The sequence below is a fragment of the Bradyrhizobium sp. USDA 3315 genome (assembly GCF_054056795.1).
In genome coordinates this window covers 6,575,383-6,590,616 of record NZ_JBSRYP010000001.1, presented here as the reverse complement: position 1 = coordinate 6,590,616, position 15,234 = coordinate 6,575,383, and the positions used below count along the sequence as shown (strand labels likewise).

The following is a 15,234-nucleotide window of genomic DNA, read 5'->3' as shown; positions in this document are numbered from 1 at the left end:
TTCTTCTAAGTTTGCGACGTTGCGGAGACGATCATGCCTTCGAGTTCCCGCTGGATCAACTGTCTATATCTGCACAGGGGGGCTTGCAGTCCTGCACAGATTCGCACCCCTCGGGACCCAAAGCCGGCCAGATGCCCACCGATCGCGCCGGGCGCCGCGGCGCGTCAGCGGCGAACCGGCATGGCCCCGCCAGCTTGATCCCGGCGCGGTTTTCGCCAAAGACTGCTCGAAACACCGTCGCGAAGGGGGAATCACCCGTGACAGACTCGGCTGACAATCGCCTGCAGGCCCGCAACGACTTGGCATGGGCGATCGCCGTCGGCGGCATCGGCGTGGTGCTGTTCGCTGCCCTGCTGACCTTCGCCTGGCATTTTGCCGCGACCCTGTTCCTGCTGTTCGCCGGCATGCTGCTCGGAGTCGCCCTCAATGCCATGACCACCCTGCTCGGCCGGCTGACCAAGCTGCCCCACGCGTTGCGTCTTGCGATCGTCTGCCTGGCGATGGCCGGGCTGCTGTCCGGCATCGTGTTCCTCGGCGGCACCACGATCGCGCAGCAGGCCACGGTGCTGAGCAACACGATCAAATCACAGCTCGGCAGCGTCAAGGACTTCCTCGAACAGCACGGGGTCGACACCAGCTATCTCGATTTCACCAATGCCGCGGGCGAGGCGAAGGGCGAAGGCACCGCCGTGACGACGACAACGACGACGCCCCCATCGTCCCAGTCCCACGGCATCCCCGGCGCCGGTGCGCTCGCCTCAAGCGGCGGCGCCATCATCAGCCAGACGCTGAAGGTGCTGCTCGGCACAGTCAGCGTCGTCGGCAACTTCTTCATCGTGCTGTTTCTCGGGCTCGCCTTCGCGGCCCAGCCGAGCATCTACCGCGCCGGGCTGTTGTTCATCGCGCCGGCGAAGTACCGCGCGCAGGCGACCGTCATCGTCGACCGCATCGGCGAGACGCTGGAGCGCTGGCTGATCGCGCAGATCATCACGATGACGGCGGTGTTCCTCGTCACCTGGATCGGGCTTGCCATCATCGGCATTCCGAGCTCGTTCATCCTCGGCATCCAGGCCGGCCTGCTCGCCTTCATTCCGACCGTCGGCGCGATCCTCGGCGGGCTGATCGTGGTGCTGGCGAGTCTGGCGACCGGATGGATCGCGGCGCTGTCGGCCTTCATCCTGTTCCTCGGCGTGCACGCGCTGGAAAGCTACGTGCTGACGCCGATCATCCAGCGCCAGGCGCTCGACATCCCGCCGGCCACGCTGTTCGCGTTCCAGATCCTGCTCGGCGTCGTGTTCGGCATCTGGGGGCTGGCGCTGGCGCTGCCGCTGATGGCGATCGCCAAGGTGATGATCGATCACTTCAAGACCGAGGATCCGGAGCGGGCCGCGTGACCGCACGTCAGGAGAGCAGCAGCACCGTTCCCGCGACCATCAGCATTACGCCGGCCAGCATCACCATCGGCCAGCGACTCTTCGGCGGCTGGTATCGCCCCTGCGCGCGTCGTTCAGCGATCAGCGCGGTCTCGTATTCATGGGAGTCCGAGAACAGGCAGGCGAAACCGCTGCGCGCCGAAACCGCGTCGGCTTCGAGCGACATCAGGGCTGACTGAGGATTGCGGGTGCGGATCGACTCCATGCCCGAAAGCATGGGATCGAATGGTTAACCACTCGTTACCGCACTCATGCCCGGACGCTTGCCGGCTTTTGCCGCGCCGAAGCCGGCAGGCCCGCAGTCTTGCGCCGCCAGTTCTCAAGCGAGAGCGGCAATTCCTCCGCCGCCTCGACGCGGTTGCGGCCGCCGCGCTTGGCCTGGTAGAGCGCGGTGTCGGCCGAGGCCAGCAGCACCTCGAGCTCGGTGCCGGCGGGGCCACCGGCGACGCCGATGCTGACCGTGGTGTCGACCGCGCCTTCCTCGCAGGTGATGTTGCTGTTCTCGAAGGCTTCGCGCACGCGCTCGGCGACCAGCACACCTTCCTCCAGCGAGCACGGCAGCAGCGCCGCGAATTCCTCGCCGCCGATCCGGCCCGACAGATCGCTGATCCTGAGGCTGTTGACCACGACGGCGGAGAACAGCTTCAGGATCTCGTCACCCGCGGGATGGCCGAAGCGGTCGTTGATCGACTTGAAGTGATCGATGTCGAAGATCATCACGGTGACCGGCCGGCCGGCAATGGACTCGCGCTCGATCACCCGCGCGCAGGCCTCGGTGAAGCCGCGGCGGTTGAGCATGCCGCTCAGGGGGTCGATCGACGCGGCCGTCTTGTGCACGGCCACCGCGCGGTCCGACACCATCATGAAGATCACGAACACCGTGCCGATCGCGTACAGCACGAGTTCGATCGAAAACAGCGTGACCCAAAAGCTGGAGACGAAATTCTGGCCGTTCAATCGCAGCAGGTCGCCGACCAGGATCGGCAGCATCAGGACGCAACCGTGCGCGACCGGGATGACGATCGCAAGCCAGCGCCGTTGCATCGCGCGGCGGCGCTCGCTCCACAGTTCTGATGCGGTCAGCGCGGCGTAGATCGCGACGATCCCGGCGCCGATCGTCAGGCGCATCGCGGGATCCTCAACCGTCGTCACCGCCCCGATCCATGCGATCGGGCCGAGCACGAGGCCCAGCAAATTGGCCTTGCGGCCGTGGAAAATGCGCGCGGCATTCCAGACCAGGCCGCAGGCGGCGAAGCCGATCGCATTGAGGCCCAGCAGAACCATCGGATCGAGCGTCGAACTGCCGACCGTCCAGACCGCAACCGAGGCCGCGCCGAGCAGATAGGCGGTGCCCCACCATTTCAGCGCGGAAATGTTCTCCTGCCTACCGAACAACCACAGCATGGCGCCGAGCATGCCCGCGACCATGGTGGCGAACAAATAAAGTGTCGATGGATCGAACGACATAAACTCACCCCAGCCCGGTGTGATGCAACGTTCGCAGGCGCAAATAAATACGGTGATGCAGCGCCATTGCGAGCCCGCAAGCTAGAAGGTGCGAGTTCCAATTTCGTTTGCACGCACACGCAAGTTTTCATGAAAAACTGCGCTAATTCGCGCCGAAGCATCGCCGGTCGGACGCAGCAAAAAGGGCGCCTCGCGGCGCCCTCTGCAACTCGATGCCCGCGGCAATTGCCGCGAATTTTAGAACTCGAATTAGCGCTTCGAGAACTGGAAGGACTTGCGGGCCTTCGCCTTGCCGTACTTCTTGCGCTCGACCGAGCGGCTGTCGCGGGTCAGGAAGCCGCCCTTCTTGAGGACGCCGCGCAGCTCGGGCTCGAAGTTGGTGAGCGCCTTCGAGATGCCGTGGCGGACAGCACCGGCCTGGCCGGAGAGACCGCCGCCGGCGACGGTGCAGATCACGTCGTACTGGCCGTTACGGGCGGCAGCGACCAGCGGCTGCTGGATCATCATGCGCAGCACCGGGCGGGCGAAGTAGACTTCGAACTCGCGGGTGTTGACCGAGATCTTGCCGGAGCCCGGCTTGACCCAGACGCGGGCGACCGCGTCCTTGCGCTTGCCGGTGGCGTAGGCGCGATTGTACTTGTCGACCTTCTTGACGTATTTCGGCGCGTCGGGAGCGGCCGGCTTGACCTGCGAGAGCTGGTCGAGGGACTGCAACGTATCGGACATTATGCGGCCCTCGTGTTCTTGCGATTCAGGGAAGCGATATCGACCTTCTCGGGGCTTTGCGCTTCATGCGGATGATCAGCACCGGGATAGACGCGCAGATTGCCCATCTGCATGCGGCCGAGCGGACCGCGCGGGATCATGCGCTCGATCGCCTTCTCGACGACGCGCTCGGGGAAGCGACCCTCGAGGATCTGCTTCGCGGTGCGCTCCTTGATGCCACCGATGAAGCCGGTGTGCTTGTAGTAGGTCTTCTGGTCGCGCTTGCGACCGGTCAGCACCACATGCGCGGCGTTGACGATGATGACGTTGTCGCCGCAATCGACATGCGGGGTGTAGGTGGGCAGGTGTTTGCCGCGCAGGCGCATCGCGACGAGCGTGGCGAGGCGACCGACGACCAGACCCTTGGCGTCGATCACGACCCACTTCTTCGTCACTTCGGCGGGCTTGGCCGAGAACGTGCTCATGTGTGAAATCCGTGAAAAAGAAATCGGCGCCGTATGCGCCGAACTGGCAGCTTTCTAGAGAAGCCGCGATCGCGCGTCAACGCCCACGCGCTCAAATTACATCAGAAAAAACAATGGCTTGCAATTATGGTGCAATAATACCGTAGAAAAGCCTATTGATTTGGAATGGAATAGGTCGCCGTGACATGGGCGATGGGATCGGGAGACGAGCCGGACAGCAGGTTGACCTCGCCGACCGCGAGCCGCTTGCCGAGCTTGAGCAGCCTCGCCACCGCAAGTACGTCCTGCCCCGGCTGACCCTTGCGCAGGAAGTTGATGTTGAGGTTGGTGGTCACGGCAAGGCCAACCGGCCCGATCGCCGACAGCAGCACCACGTACATCGCGAAATCCGCCAGCCCCATCAGGGTCGGCCCGGACACCGTACCGCCCGGCCGCAGCATGCGCTCGCTGAAGCGCTGGCGCAGCAGGGCCGTCTCGCCGTCGGCGCTTTCGATCCGGACATCGTCGTGGACGAACGCCTGCGGGAATTCCCTCCGCAGGAACTCCTCCACGTCAGCCACGCTCATTTTCGCAGTCGCCATGCCGTCCCTGCCCTCGCTTCAGCCTGCCTGTTACATTAAGTTGTCACAGAGACCAAAGTGGAATTTCAGCATGTCCGCCCAAGCCGCCCGCGCCGAAGCGCCGCAACACCAGCCGATCCTGCTGCGCGAGACCGTCGGCAGTATCGCGCTACTGACGCTCAATCGCCCCGGAGCGCGCAACAGCCTCTCCGAGGGCCTGATCGCCGAGCTGCACGCCGCCCTGAACGATGTCGGCGGTGACAAGCGCATCCGCGCCGTCGTGCTCGCCGCCAACGGCCCGGCGTTCTGCGCCGGCCACGACCTCAAGGAACTTACCGCGCGCCGCAGCGATGCCGACCGCGGCCGCGCCTATTTCGCGCAAATCATGAACGCCTGCAGCGCGATGATGCAGGCCATCGTGCGCCTGCCGAAGCCGGTGGTGGCGTCCGTCCAGGGCATCGCCACTGCAGCCGGCTGCCAGCTCGTCGCAAGCTGCGACCTCGCGGTCGCCTCCGAAGCGGCGGCGTTCGCAACGCCGGGCGTCGACATCGGGCTGTTCTGCTCGACGCCGATGGTGGCGCTGTCGCGCAACGTGCCGCGCAAGCAGGCCATGGAGATGCTGCTGACCGGAGAGCCGGTCTCGGCGGCAACGGCGCAGGGCATCGGCCTCGTCAACCGCGTGGTATCCGCGGGCACCGAACGCGACGCTGCGATCGCGCTGGCCGAGAAGGTCGCGCTGAAATCGGCCTACACCGTCAAGCTCGGCAAGGAGGCGTTCTATCGCCAGGCCGAGATGAGCCTCGCCGATGCCTATCGCTTCGCCGCCGAGGTGATGACCGAAAACATGATGGCGCGCGACGCCGAGGAAGGCATCGGTGCCTTCATCGAGAAGCGCGATCCGAAGTGGCAGGACAAGTGACGACCTGAGGTCGTCATTCCGGGATGGTGCGTTAGCACCAGACCCGGAATCTCGAGATTCCGGGTTCTCGCTGCGCGAGCCCCGGAATGACAAACCCGGAAGAAAAATGAATCACGACGCCTACGACGACAATTACATCCGCAGCATTCTGAACAACGTCAAGACCATCGCGATGGTCGGCGCCTCGCCGGTCAATGTGCGGCCGAGCTATTTCGCGTTCAAATATCTGGCGCAGCGCGGCTACGACATGATCCCGGTCAACCCCGGCCATGTCGGCAAGACGCTGATGGGCAAGCCGTTCGTCGCCTCGCTTGCGGACATCGATCGGCCGATCGACATGATCGACATCTTCCGCAATTCAAGCCACATCATGCCCGTGGTCGAGGAGGCGCTGAAATTGTCGACGCCGCCGAAGGTGATCTGGATGCAGCTTGGCGCACGCGACGACGCCGCGGCCGAGAAGGCGGAAGCCGCGGGCCTCAAAGTGGTGATGAACCGCTGCCCGAAGATCGAGTATGGCCGGCTGTCGTCGGAGATCTCGTGGATGGGCGTCAACTCGCGCACGCTGAGTTCCAAACGCGCGCCGATCCCGACGCAGGGCATGCGGCTGTCGCTCAATCGCACGAGCTTCGGCGGCGGACAGACCGCGGCGTCCGACCGCGCGGCAAAGAACAAGACCGAGACGACCTGACATCGCGGCGGAATAATCGCTGCGATCATCCGGTATAGCGCGGGATGCCCCTCCAAAAACTGGCGATGCGCCCAACTCGCTTGACGGCGGGCGCCGTCGCCATCAGCATGCCGCGCGTTTCGACCAGGCCACAACAGGATACTAAAGAATGACCGATCGCCTTCCGGGATTTTCCACCCTCGCCGTGCACGCCGGCGCGCAGCCTGATCCCACCACCGGCGCACGGGCGACGCCGATCTACCAGACCACGTCATTCGTCTTCAACGACGCCGACCACGCGGCCTCGCTGTTCGGCCTGCAGGCTTTCGGCAACATCTATACCCGCATCGGCAACCCGACCAATGCCGTGCTCGAGGAACGTGTCGCAGCCCTCGAAGGCGGCACCGCGGCGCTCGCCGTCGCTTCCGGTCACGCGGCGCAGGTCGTCGTGCTGCAGCAGCTGTTGAAGCCCGGCGATGAGATCATCGCGGCACGCAAGCTCTATGGTGGCTCGATCAACCAGTTCACCCACGCCTTCAAGGCGTTTGGCTGGAATGTGGCCTGGGCCGACCCCGATGAGATCGAAAGCTTCGAGCGCGCGGTGACGCCGCACACCAAGGCGATCTTCATCGAGTCGATCGCCAACCCGGCAGGCAGCATCACCGATATCGAGGCGATCGCGGCCGTTGCGCGCAAGGCCGGCGTGCCGCTGATCGTCGACAACACGCTGGCCTCGCCCTATCTGATCAAGCCGATCGACCACGGCGCCGACATCGTCGTGCACTCGCTGACCAAGTTCCTCGGCGGTCACGGCAACTCGCTCGGCGGCATCATTGTCGATGCCGGCACCTTCGACTGGTCGAAGGACAACAAATACCCGATGCTGAGCGAGCCGCGCCCGGAATATCACGGCATCCGGATCCAGGAGACCTTCGGCAACTTCGCCTTCGCGATCGCCTGCCGCGTGCTCGGCCTGCGCGACCTCGGCCCCGCGCTGTCGCCGTTCAACGCCTTCATGATCCTGACCGGCATCGAGACGCTGCCGCTGCGCATGCAGAAGCACTGCGACAACGCCAAGGCGGTGGCGGAATTCCTCTCCACCCACCCCGCCGTGTCAGCGGTGAACTATGCCGGCCTGCCCGGCGACAGGTACAACGCCCTGCAGCGCAAATATTCGCCGAAGGGCGCCGGCGCGGTGTTCACCTTCAGCCTGAAGGGCGGCTATGACGCGGGCGTCAATCTGGTGTCGAACCTGCAGCTGTTCTCGCATCTCGCCAATGTCGGCGACACCCGCTCGCTGGTGATCCATCCGGCCTCCACCACCCACAGCCAGCTCGACGACGCCGCCAAGGTGAGGTCGGGCGCGGCGCCCGAGGTGGTGCGGCTTTCGATCGGCATCGAGGATAAGGAGGACCTGATCGCCGACCTCGACCAGGCCCTGCGCGCCTGATCCCGCAATTGTTCCGGAGCGGTGCGCCGTATCGCTCCGGCAACTTGCCCAAAGCGACCGACCTCCCGTTAACGCTTAATACCGACGGGCCTCTCGTTAACGTTCAATCCGGCTTAAAGTGCCAGTGATAGGCTCCGGATGATTCGGGAGACCATTGATGCTGCGCTGGACATTGCCGCTCGCGATCGCATTGTTTGCGATCCCGCCTGCTGACGCCGCCGACGGCCCGGCCGTCGCCAAGAGCGCGACCGTCAAGGCCGCGCGCCAGCTGCCGGCGGGCCTGCCGCACCGGCATTACGCCTACCGCACCACGATCACATCGCCGACCTATGTGCGGCGCGGACGCCAGCTCGTGGTCGTCGAGCAGCCCGTGGTGATCCCGCTCAATTCCGAGCCGTATATCCCGTTCGTGCCCGGCGAACCGCTGCTGCCGGGGTCGTCGTCGCTGCCCGGCTATTACGGCAACTGGCACTCCTACAACTATTTCGGCCCGTACTACGGCGGTGCCTATGTGACCTATTGGGACCGCCTGCCCTACGCCTGTGGCGTCTACGGCTACTGCTAGCGCGGACCGATCGGGTGGCCAGATCGCCGCAGAAATCCAGCACACCGGCTTCGGGGAATGCGGTGACCGCCGATCTCGTCGCGGTGCTGGTCGCCGTCACCGAGGGCACGCCGAAGATCATGACCATCGCCGGCGGCTCCGCGCTGCCGAGCGGCCCGTTCGAGTTCACCCATCGCTCGCTGCAGACCGCGCTGCGGGCCTGGGTCGAAGCGCAGACCGGCCACCCGCTCGGCTATGTCGAGCAGCTCTACACCTTTGCCGACCGCGGCCGCTCCGGAGACACCAAGGGGCCGCACAGCGTCTCGATCAGCTATCTCGGCCTGACCCGCGAGGATCGTGTCGGCGAAGGCTTTGAGGCGCACTGGTCCGGCTGGTACGACTACTTCCCCTGGGAGGATCATCGCGCCGGCGCGCCGGCCTTCCTGGCCAAGACGATCGCGCCGAAGCTCAAAACGTGGGCGAAGGCGGCGCCGTCACCGACGCTGCAGCGCGAGCGCTGGCAACGTTGCGCCATCACCTTCGGTCTCGATGATCGCGACTGGAACGAAGAGCTGGTGCTGCAGCGCTATGAGCTGCTCTACGAGGCCGCGCTGATCCCGGAAGCCGGCCGCGGGCATGGCCGCGAGGCGCCGATCGTGCCGGGCAAGCCGATGACGGCGGATCATCGCCGCATTCTCGCGACCGGGATCGCGCGGCTGCGCGCCAAGATCAAATACCGTCCGGTGGTATTCGAGCTGATGCCGGCCGAGTTCACCCTGCTGCAACTGCAACGCAGTGTTGAGGCGCTCGCAGGCCGGCTGGTCCACAAGCAGAACTTCCGCCGGCTGATCGAGCAGCAGGAACTCGTTGAAGAGACTGGCGCAATGGCCGCCGATACCGTCGGCCGGCCGGCCAAGCTATTCCGCTTCCGCCATGCCGTGCTGGCCGAACGGGCCATCGCCGGCACCAAGCTCCCGCTTTCGCGCACTTGACACGCCTTATGCTCAGGATAAGTATAAGCCATCTTATGCTCACGGAGAGTATAAATGGTTGCACTCGATACCGATCTGCTCACCCGCACCGCGCCGCTCTATGAGCGCGTCAAGCGCGTCATCCCGCCGTTCGAATGGGCCACATTCGCCGAGGACGTCGATGCGATCCTCGCGCTGAAACGCCGCCGCAACGCGGTGGTGCTGGCGCATAATTACCAGACGCCGGAGATCTTCCACGGCGTCGCCGATATCGTCGGCGACAGCCTGTTGCTCGCGCGCGAAGCAACCAAGGTCGATGCCGATGTCATCGTGCTCGCGGGCGTGCATTTCATGGCCGAGACCGCGAAGCTGCTCAATCCGGCCAAGACCGTGCTGATCCCCGACCTCAAGGCCGGCTGCTCGCTGGCGGATTCGATCACGGCGGAGGACGTGCGGCTGATGCGCGCGCGCTACCCGGACGCACCGGTCGTCGCCTATGTCAACACCTCGACCGCGGTGAAGGCCGAGTCCGACATCTGCTGCACGTCGGGCAATGCGCTGAAGGTGGTTGAATCGCTCGACGCCGAGCGCGTCATCATGCTCCCTGATGAATATCTGGCGCAGAACATCGCCAAGCAAACCAGCAAGAAGATCATCGCCTGGAAGGGCCACTGCGAGGTGCACGAGCTGTTCACCGCCGATGACGTGCGCCAGCTGCGCGAGGATCATCCCGATGTCACCATCCTGGCGCATCCGGAATGCCCGCCCGAGGTGGTCGCCGAAGCGGACTTTGCCGGCTCGACGGCTGCGATGCAGTCGTTTGTCGAGACCAAACGTCCGCCGCGCGTCGTGCTGCTGACGGAATGCTCGATGAGCGACAACATCGCTGCGCTAAATCCCGGTGTCGACTTCATCCGCCCCTGCAATCTCTGTCCGCACATGAAGCGGATCACGCTGAAGAACGTCCGTCACGCGCTGGAGACCAACCAGCACGAGGTCACCATCGACCCCGCGATCGCCGATCGCGCGCGCAAGAGCGTCGAAAGGATGCTGGCGATATGAGCACCGATATCTCCGATCTCAACGGCCGGCCGGTGATCATCGGCGGCGGTGCCGCCGGGCTGATGACCGCGCTTCAGCTCGCACCCGAGCCGGTCGTGCTGCTGCCGAAGTCGCCGCTCGGCGCGGAAGCTTCCAGCATGTGGGCACAGGGCGGCCTTGCCGCACCGGTCGGCGCCGACGACAGCCCTGCCCTGCATCTCGCCGATACGCTCGCGGCCGGCGCCGGCCTTTGCGACGCGGCCGCGGCGAGTCGGATCGTCCACGCCGCGCCCGCCGCCGTCGAGCAGCTGGCGAGACTCGGCGTCGCCTTCGACCGGCACGCCGACGGCAGCTGGCGCCTCGGGCTCGAGGCCGCACACCGCCGCAACCGCATCGTGCACGCCACCGGCGACGGCACCGGCCGGGAGATCATGCGCGCGCTGATCGCGGCGGTCCGCCAGACGCCGTCGATCACACTGCTGGAAGGCGTCGAGGCGCGCCGGCTGATCGTCGAGGACAATGCAGTCAGGGGCGTGCTTGCAGCGAGCGACCGTGGCGCGCTGACGATCACGACCAATCGCGTGGTGATCGCAACCGGCGGCATCGGCGGGCTGTTCGCCGACAGCACCAATCCCGGCGGATGTTTCGGCCAGGGGCTCGCGCTTGCCGCACATGCCGGTGCAAAACTGTCGGACATCGAGTTCGTGCAGTTTCATCCGACCGCGTTCGACGGGCCGTCGCGCCCGATGCCGCTGCTGACCGAGGCGATCCGCGGCGACGGCGCGGTCTTGATCGACGAGACCGGCGAGCGCTTCATGGCCGATCAGTCCGGCGCCGAGCTTGCGCCACGCGACATCGTGGCGCGCGCCGTGTGGCACCACCGCGCCGCGGGGCATCGCACCTTCCTCGACGCGCGCCAACATCCGGGCGCGGAGTTTGCGCAGCGCTATCCCGTGATCAGCGCGTTCTGCAAGATGGCCGGCATCGACCCCGCCCATGATCCGATCCCGATCCGGCCGGCGGTTCACTACCATATGGGCGGCATCGCGGTTGATGGCTATGGCCGCAGCACGGTGCAGGGCCTGTGGGCCTGCGGCGAGGCCGCGCGCACCGGGTTGCACGGCGCCAACCGCCTCGCCAGCAACTCGCTGATGGAAGCGATCGTCTGCGCGCGCTGGGTCGCGGAGAGCATCGAAAGCGTAAGTGCGGGCCCGCGCGCCATGCTGCGCGACGATGCGATGCCACAGGCTTCCGATCCCTCCGCCGTGCGACCGATCCTCACCCAGGGACTCGGCGTCCTGCGCGATCGCGACGGGATCGCCCGCGCGATCCGCAGTCTCTATCCACTCGCATGCGGTCACAGTGCGGCGTCCGACGCAGCATTGGTCGGATTGATGGTCGCGGTTGCCGCCATCCGGCGTGAGGAAAGCCGCGGCGGCCACTTCCGCACCGATTTCCCGCACATTGCTGCGTCGGCCGTTACGTCGTCCCTTACCCGCGCCGATGCACTCGCCGCCGCGCGCGACATCGTCGAATCCACGCCATTTGCCAGGAGTGCCCTGTCATGACCCTCACCCCCCTGTTGCCGCTGATCTATGAGCCGATCGTGCAGACCGCCTTGCGCGAGGATCTCGGCCGCGCCGGCGATATCACCGCAGACGCCATCGTGCTGGCCGGCCAGCAGGCGCGGCTGGTGATGCGGGCGCGGCAGCCCGGCGTGATCGCCGGGCTCGATGTCGCGCGGTCAGCCTTCCAGACGGTGTCGCCGGCCATCACGCTGCGCGCCGAACGGCCCGACGGCAGCGCGGTCGAACCCGACCAGGTCATCGCGATCATCGACGGCCCGGCCCGCAGCCTGCTCACCGCCGAGCGGACCGCGCTCAACTTCCTCTGCCATCTGAGCGGTGTCGCCACCGCAACGGCTACGCTGGTCAAGGCCGTGGCGGGCACCCGCGGGCAGATCGTCTGCACCCGCAAGACCACGCCGGGACTGCGTGCGCTGGAGAAATATGCGGTGCGCGCCGGCGGCGGCGGCAATCATCGCTTCGGGCTGGATGACGCGGTGCTGATCAAGGACAACCACATCGCGCTCGCCGGCGGCATCCGCACCGCGATCGAGCGCGCCAAGGCCAATGCCGGCCATCTCGTCAAGATCGAGGTCGAGGTCGACACGCTGTCGCAGCTCGAGGAGGCGCTGACGCTCGGCGTCGACGCGGTGCTGCTCGACAACATGACGACCGAGCAGCTCAGCCAGGCGGTCGACATGGCGCGCGGCAAGGCGATCACCGAAGCCTCCGGCCGCATCACCGCGGCGACGGCCGCAGCGATTGCCACAACCGGCGTCGATCTGATCTCGGTCGGCTGGGTGACCCACAGCTCGGCCGCGCTCGATATCGGGCTCGACTACCTGTCCTGATCGATCAACCGGGCTGGCCGACCGCAACGAGGGTCGGCTGGTCCCGCTCGGTCCGGCGCGCGGCGAAGCGCTCGGCCTGCAGCACCGCGAGCGTCAGCACGACGATGGCGACGGCCTGGTGCGTCAGCGCCAGATCGATCGGCACCTGATGCAGCAGCGTCAGGATGCCGAGCGTCGCCTGCAGCGTGATCGCCGCCACCAGCCACCAGGCGCCGGCGATCACCGCGCCGCCGGCGCGCGCGCGCATGGCATCGATCGCATGCGCGATCGCCAGCGCGAACAGCAGATAGGCGGTCATGCGATGTTCGAACTGCACCGTCAGCGTGTTGTCGAACAGATTGCGCCACCACGGTGTCTCGAACCAAAGCCGGTCAGCCGACGGAATGAAGCCGCCGTCGATGTCGGGCCAAGTATTATAAACCCTGCCCGCGCGCAGCCCCGCGACCAGCGCGCCGAAATAGAGCTGCACGAAGGTCAGCACGAGCAGCACCGCGCTCGTGAGCTTCAGCCTGAGCGGCGCGATCACGCTTGGGCGGTCGGTCAGGCGCCGCAGCGTCCAGACGATCGCCGCGAAGATCAGAAGCGCCAGCACAAGATGCGTCGCCAGCCGATACTGCGATACCTCGATGCGTTCCGAGAGGCCGGACGCGACCATCCACCAGCCGACGCCGCCCTGCAGCGCGCCGAGGCCGAAAATCACCCACAATCGCCGGCCGAGTTCGCCGCTCACCGCGCCGCGCCACAGGAAATACAGGAACGGCAGCAAATAGGCCGCGCCGATCACGCGGCCAAGCAGCCGGTGGCTCCACTCCCACCAGAAGATCGTCTTGAATTGCTCGAGCGTCATCCCGGCGTTGAGCTCGCGATATTGCGGGATCGTCTTGTAGCCCTCGAAGGCCTGGGTCCACTGCGCCTCGGTCAGCGGCGGCAGCGTACCGGTCACCGGCTTCCATTCGACGATCGACAGGCCAGACTCGGTCAGCCGCGTGGCGCCGCCGACCAAGACCATCAGGGCGATCAGGGCGGCCACCGCGACCAGCCATACCCTGACGGCGCGAAGCTGCGATGTCTTTGCGGAAATACCGGCCATTTCGCCCTGACTTGATTGGATTTTCGGGCCCCTTATAGTCCGCCGCGCCCGCGGCGCAAGCCGCCGTCCGGAGCCTCGTTTCCGATCAAGTCGGAAGCAAGCTCCAGAACGTTGTTTTGACGCGTTTTCTTTGCGCGAACCGGTGCCCGCTTCGCTCGAAAAAACGCCTTGGATCACGAGTTGCAAATATCCGCCATGGCCATACGCACCCGCAAACTGCTCGGAACCATCTTCCTGCTGATCCTGGTGGTGGTGTGGTCACTGCTTGGCATGACGGTCGCCCAGACGCCGTGGCTTGCCAATTCGGGGTTGCTGCAGGCGATCTTCTACGTCGTCGCCGGCCTCGGCTGGGTGCTGCCGGCGATGCCGATCGTCGCCTGGATGTCGCGGCCCGATCGCGCCTAAGTAACGTTCTGGTCGCGCGCGCTGCGCGTCGGCCGCACCGGCGCGAACATCACGCCCGACAGCAGCACCCGCATCATCCGCAGCGAACGCACGCGGCCGTCCCATGCGATGCGCGGCAGCGCGTGGAGGTTGGTGCGCCCCTGCGCCTCGACGACCCCTGGTATGGTCGACACCGCGCTGGCAAAGCCGGCCTCCTCGGCCATCACGACATGCGGACGGCCGAACGCATCGCGGTCCCCGAACGGGAATGCGAAATGCCTGACCTGCCGCCCAAGCGCGCTCTCGGCCACCGCCTTGCCCATCGCCATCTCGCGCTGCGCGTCGGCATCCCTGAGGCTCGACAGCGCCGGATAGTTCACCGTGGCGCTGCCGAGCGTCACGTTCGGATCGGCGGCAAGCTTCGCCAGATCCTGCCAGTCGAGTGACGCATTGCGTGACAATTGGGCTGCGTCGGCCGAATAGCGCCTGGCGAGATCGTTCAGCGCGTAGGACAGGTCCGACGGCGGCAGCTTGCGCAGCCAGCCGGACAGGAAATCGAACAGCTCGTATTTGTCCGAGAGATTTGAAATCGCGAAGTGCCGCTCCCGGCCGTCAATCATCATGCTGATGCGGTTTTCGCGCGCGATGATGTCCTCCAGCACCAGCCACCACGCCACGCCGACGCCATCGGGAAAGGCCGTCGGCAGGTACAGCGCGAAGGGAACGCCGTGCCTGGCGAGCACCGGCCAGGCATGGGCGACGATGTCCTTGCTGGCGCCGTCAAAGGTCAGACAGGCAAAGCGCCGGCGCTCCGGCAAAGTCACCGCGCGGCGGCAAGCCTCGTCAATCCCGACGAGGTCATACTGCCAGCGCTTCAACGCGCGGATCGTGCGATCGAGGAAAGCCGGGGTGATCTCCTGGGACTTCAGCGGCTGAAACCGGCCGCGTCGCGCGGGACGAACGCGGCCGAAGCGCAGGATCACCCCGGCGCCGCCGCTCTCGCGTTCCCGCAGCTTGAAGGCGCCACTGAAATACGCGAGCTCCATTCGGGCCCGTCGTAAAATCCCGCTGTCCGGCGCCAAGATCCCCGTCCTTGTCA

General features: G+C 66.0%; 17 protein-coding genes. 10 read left to right on the top strand and 7 right to left on the bottom strand.

Going from position 1 to position 15,234, the window contains the following annotated elements; genetic code table 11:
* Positions 1–257 precede the first annotated feature (257 nt).
* Positions 258–1,394: an AI-2E family transporter gene (locus tag ACVIYL_RS30875; RefSeq protein WP_253608431.1), complete on the top strand. Its 1,137-nt coding sequence runs from the start codon at positions 258–260 to the stop codon at positions 1,392–1,394.
* A gap of 7 nt (positions 1,395–1,401) precedes the next feature.
* Here ACVIYL_RS30875 and ACVIYL_RS30870 read toward each other — a convergent pair whose 3' ends face one another.
* The 5 genes from ACVIYL_RS30870 to ACVIYL_RS30850 all read right to left on the bottom strand — a co-directional run bounded on the left by ACVIYL_RS30870 (position 1,402) and on the right by ACVIYL_RS30850 (position 4,671).
* Positions 1,402–1,638 carry a hypothetical protein gene (locus ACVIYL_RS30870; protein ID WP_028333932.1) on the bottom strand — a complete coding sequence of 79 codons (237 nt, stop codon included), beginning with the start codon at positions 1,636–1,638 and terminating at the stop codon, positions 1,402–1,404.
* A gap of 44 nt (positions 1,639–1,682) precedes the next feature.
* Entirely contained in the window at positions 1,683–2,900 is a 1,218-nt protein-coding gene (locus ACVIYL_RS30865; RefSeq protein WP_057020653.1) for a GGDEF domain-containing protein, read from the bottom strand.
* 249 nt (positions 2,901–3,149) lie between these two features.
* A complete protein-coding gene (gene rpsI, locus ACVIYL_RS30860) occupies positions 3,150–3,626 on the bottom strand; it encodes a 30S ribosomal protein S9 (RefSeq protein WP_028333930.1) in 477 nt (158 codons plus the stop codon).
* Positions 3,626–4,090, bottom strand: coding sequence for a 50S ribosomal protein L13 (gene rplM, locus ACVIYL_RS30855; protein ID WP_016840522.1), 465 nt, complete (start codon positions 4,088–4,090; stop codon positions 3,626–3,628). The genes rpsI and rplM overlap by 1 nt, the downstream gene beginning before the upstream one ends.
* A 152-nt stretch (positions 4,091–4,242) precedes the next feature.
* The gene (locus tag ACVIYL_RS30850) at positions 4,243–4,671 is read right to left on the bottom strand and encodes a PaaI family thioesterase (RefSeq protein WP_028340177.1); all 429 of its coding nucleotides are present in this window, start codon (positions 4,669–4,671) and stop codon (positions 4,243–4,245) included.
* 70 nt (positions 4,672–4,741) lie between these two features.
* Here ACVIYL_RS30850 and ACVIYL_RS30845 point away from each other — a divergent pair, with 70 nt between their 5' ends.
* The 8 genes from ACVIYL_RS30845 (at position 4,742) to nadC (ending at position 12,661) form a co-directional block, all read left to right on the top strand.
* Entirely contained in the window at positions 4,742–5,569 is an 828-nt protein-coding gene (locus ACVIYL_RS30845) for an enoyl-CoA hydratase (protein ID WP_253608430.1), read from the top strand.
* 106 nt (positions 5,570–5,675) lie between these two features.
* Positions 5,676–6,260: a CoA-binding protein gene (locus tag ACVIYL_RS30840; RefSeq protein ID WP_057020656.1), complete on the top strand. Its 585-nt coding sequence runs from the start codon at positions 5,676–5,678 to the stop codon at positions 6,258–6,260.
* 148 nt (positions 6,261–6,408) lie between these two features.
* Positions 6,409–7,689: an O-acetylhomoserine aminocarboxypropyltransferase gene (locus tag ACVIYL_RS30835; RefSeq protein ID WP_038385449.1), complete on the top strand. Its 1,281-nt coding sequence runs from the start codon at positions 6,409–6,411 to the stop codon at positions 7,687–7,689.
* 157 nt (positions 7,690–7,846) lie between these two features.
* Positions 7,847–8,254 (top strand): hypothetical protein, encoded by a 408-nt coding sequence (locus tag ACVIYL_RS30830; protein ID WP_018271884.1) that lies wholly within the window; start codon positions 7,847–7,849, stop codon positions 8,252–8,254.
* A gap of 14 nt (positions 8,255–8,268) precedes the next feature.
* The gene (locus tag ACVIYL_RS30825; protein WP_253608429.1) at positions 8,269–9,225 is read left to right on the top strand and encodes an NUDIX hydrolase; all 957 of its coding nucleotides are present in this window, start codon (positions 8,269–8,271) and stop codon (positions 9,223–9,225) included.
* Positions 9,226–9,279: 54 nt separating this feature from the next.
* Positions 9,280–10,266 (top strand): quinolinate synthase NadA, encoded by a 987-nt coding sequence (gene nadA / locus ACVIYL_RS30820; RefSeq protein WP_253608428.1) that lies wholly within the window; start codon positions 9,280–9,282, stop codon positions 10,264–10,266.
* A complete protein-coding gene (locus tag ACVIYL_RS30815; protein WP_253608427.1) occupies positions 10,263–11,813 on the top strand; it encodes an L-aspartate oxidase in 1,551 nt (516 codons plus the stop codon). Before nadA ends, ACVIYL_RS30815 begins: the two co-directional genes overlap by 4 nt.
* Positions 11,810–12,661 carry a carboxylating nicotinate-nucleotide diphosphorylase gene (gene nadC, locus ACVIYL_RS30810; RefSeq protein ID WP_253608426.1) on the top strand — a complete coding sequence of 284 codons (852 nt, stop codon included), beginning with the start codon at positions 11,810–11,812 and terminating at the stop codon, positions 12,659–12,661. Before ACVIYL_RS30815 ends, nadC begins: the two co-directional genes overlap by 4 nt.
* Before the next feature lie 4 nt (positions 12,662–12,665).
* Here nadC and ACVIYL_RS30805 read toward each other — a convergent pair whose 3' ends face one another.
* On the bottom strand, positions 12,666–13,751 hold the full coding sequence (locus ACVIYL_RS30805; protein WP_456780442.1) for a COX15/CtaA family protein: 1,086 nt from the start codon (positions 13,749–13,751) through the stop codon (positions 12,666–12,668).
* A 195-nt stretch (positions 13,752–13,946) separates the two neighbouring features.
* Between ACVIYL_RS30805 and ACVIYL_RS30800 the strand changes: the two genes are divergently transcribed.
* Positions 13,947–14,156 (top strand): DUF2842 domain-containing protein, encoded by a 210-nt coding sequence (locus ACVIYL_RS30800; RefSeq protein ID WP_016844954.1) that lies wholly within the window; start codon positions 13,947–13,949, stop codon positions 14,154–14,156.
* Here ACVIYL_RS30800 and ACVIYL_RS30795 read toward each other — a convergent pair.
* Positions 14,153–15,181 (bottom strand): polysaccharide deacetylase family protein, encoded by a 1,029-nt coding sequence (locus ACVIYL_RS30795; RefSeq protein WP_253608425.1) that lies wholly within the window; start codon positions 15,179–15,181, stop codon positions 14,153–14,155. The two genes, ACVIYL_RS30800 and ACVIYL_RS30795, sit on opposite strands and share 4 nt — an antisense overlap.
* Between the last annotated feature and the right edge of the window lie 53 nt (positions 15,182–15,234).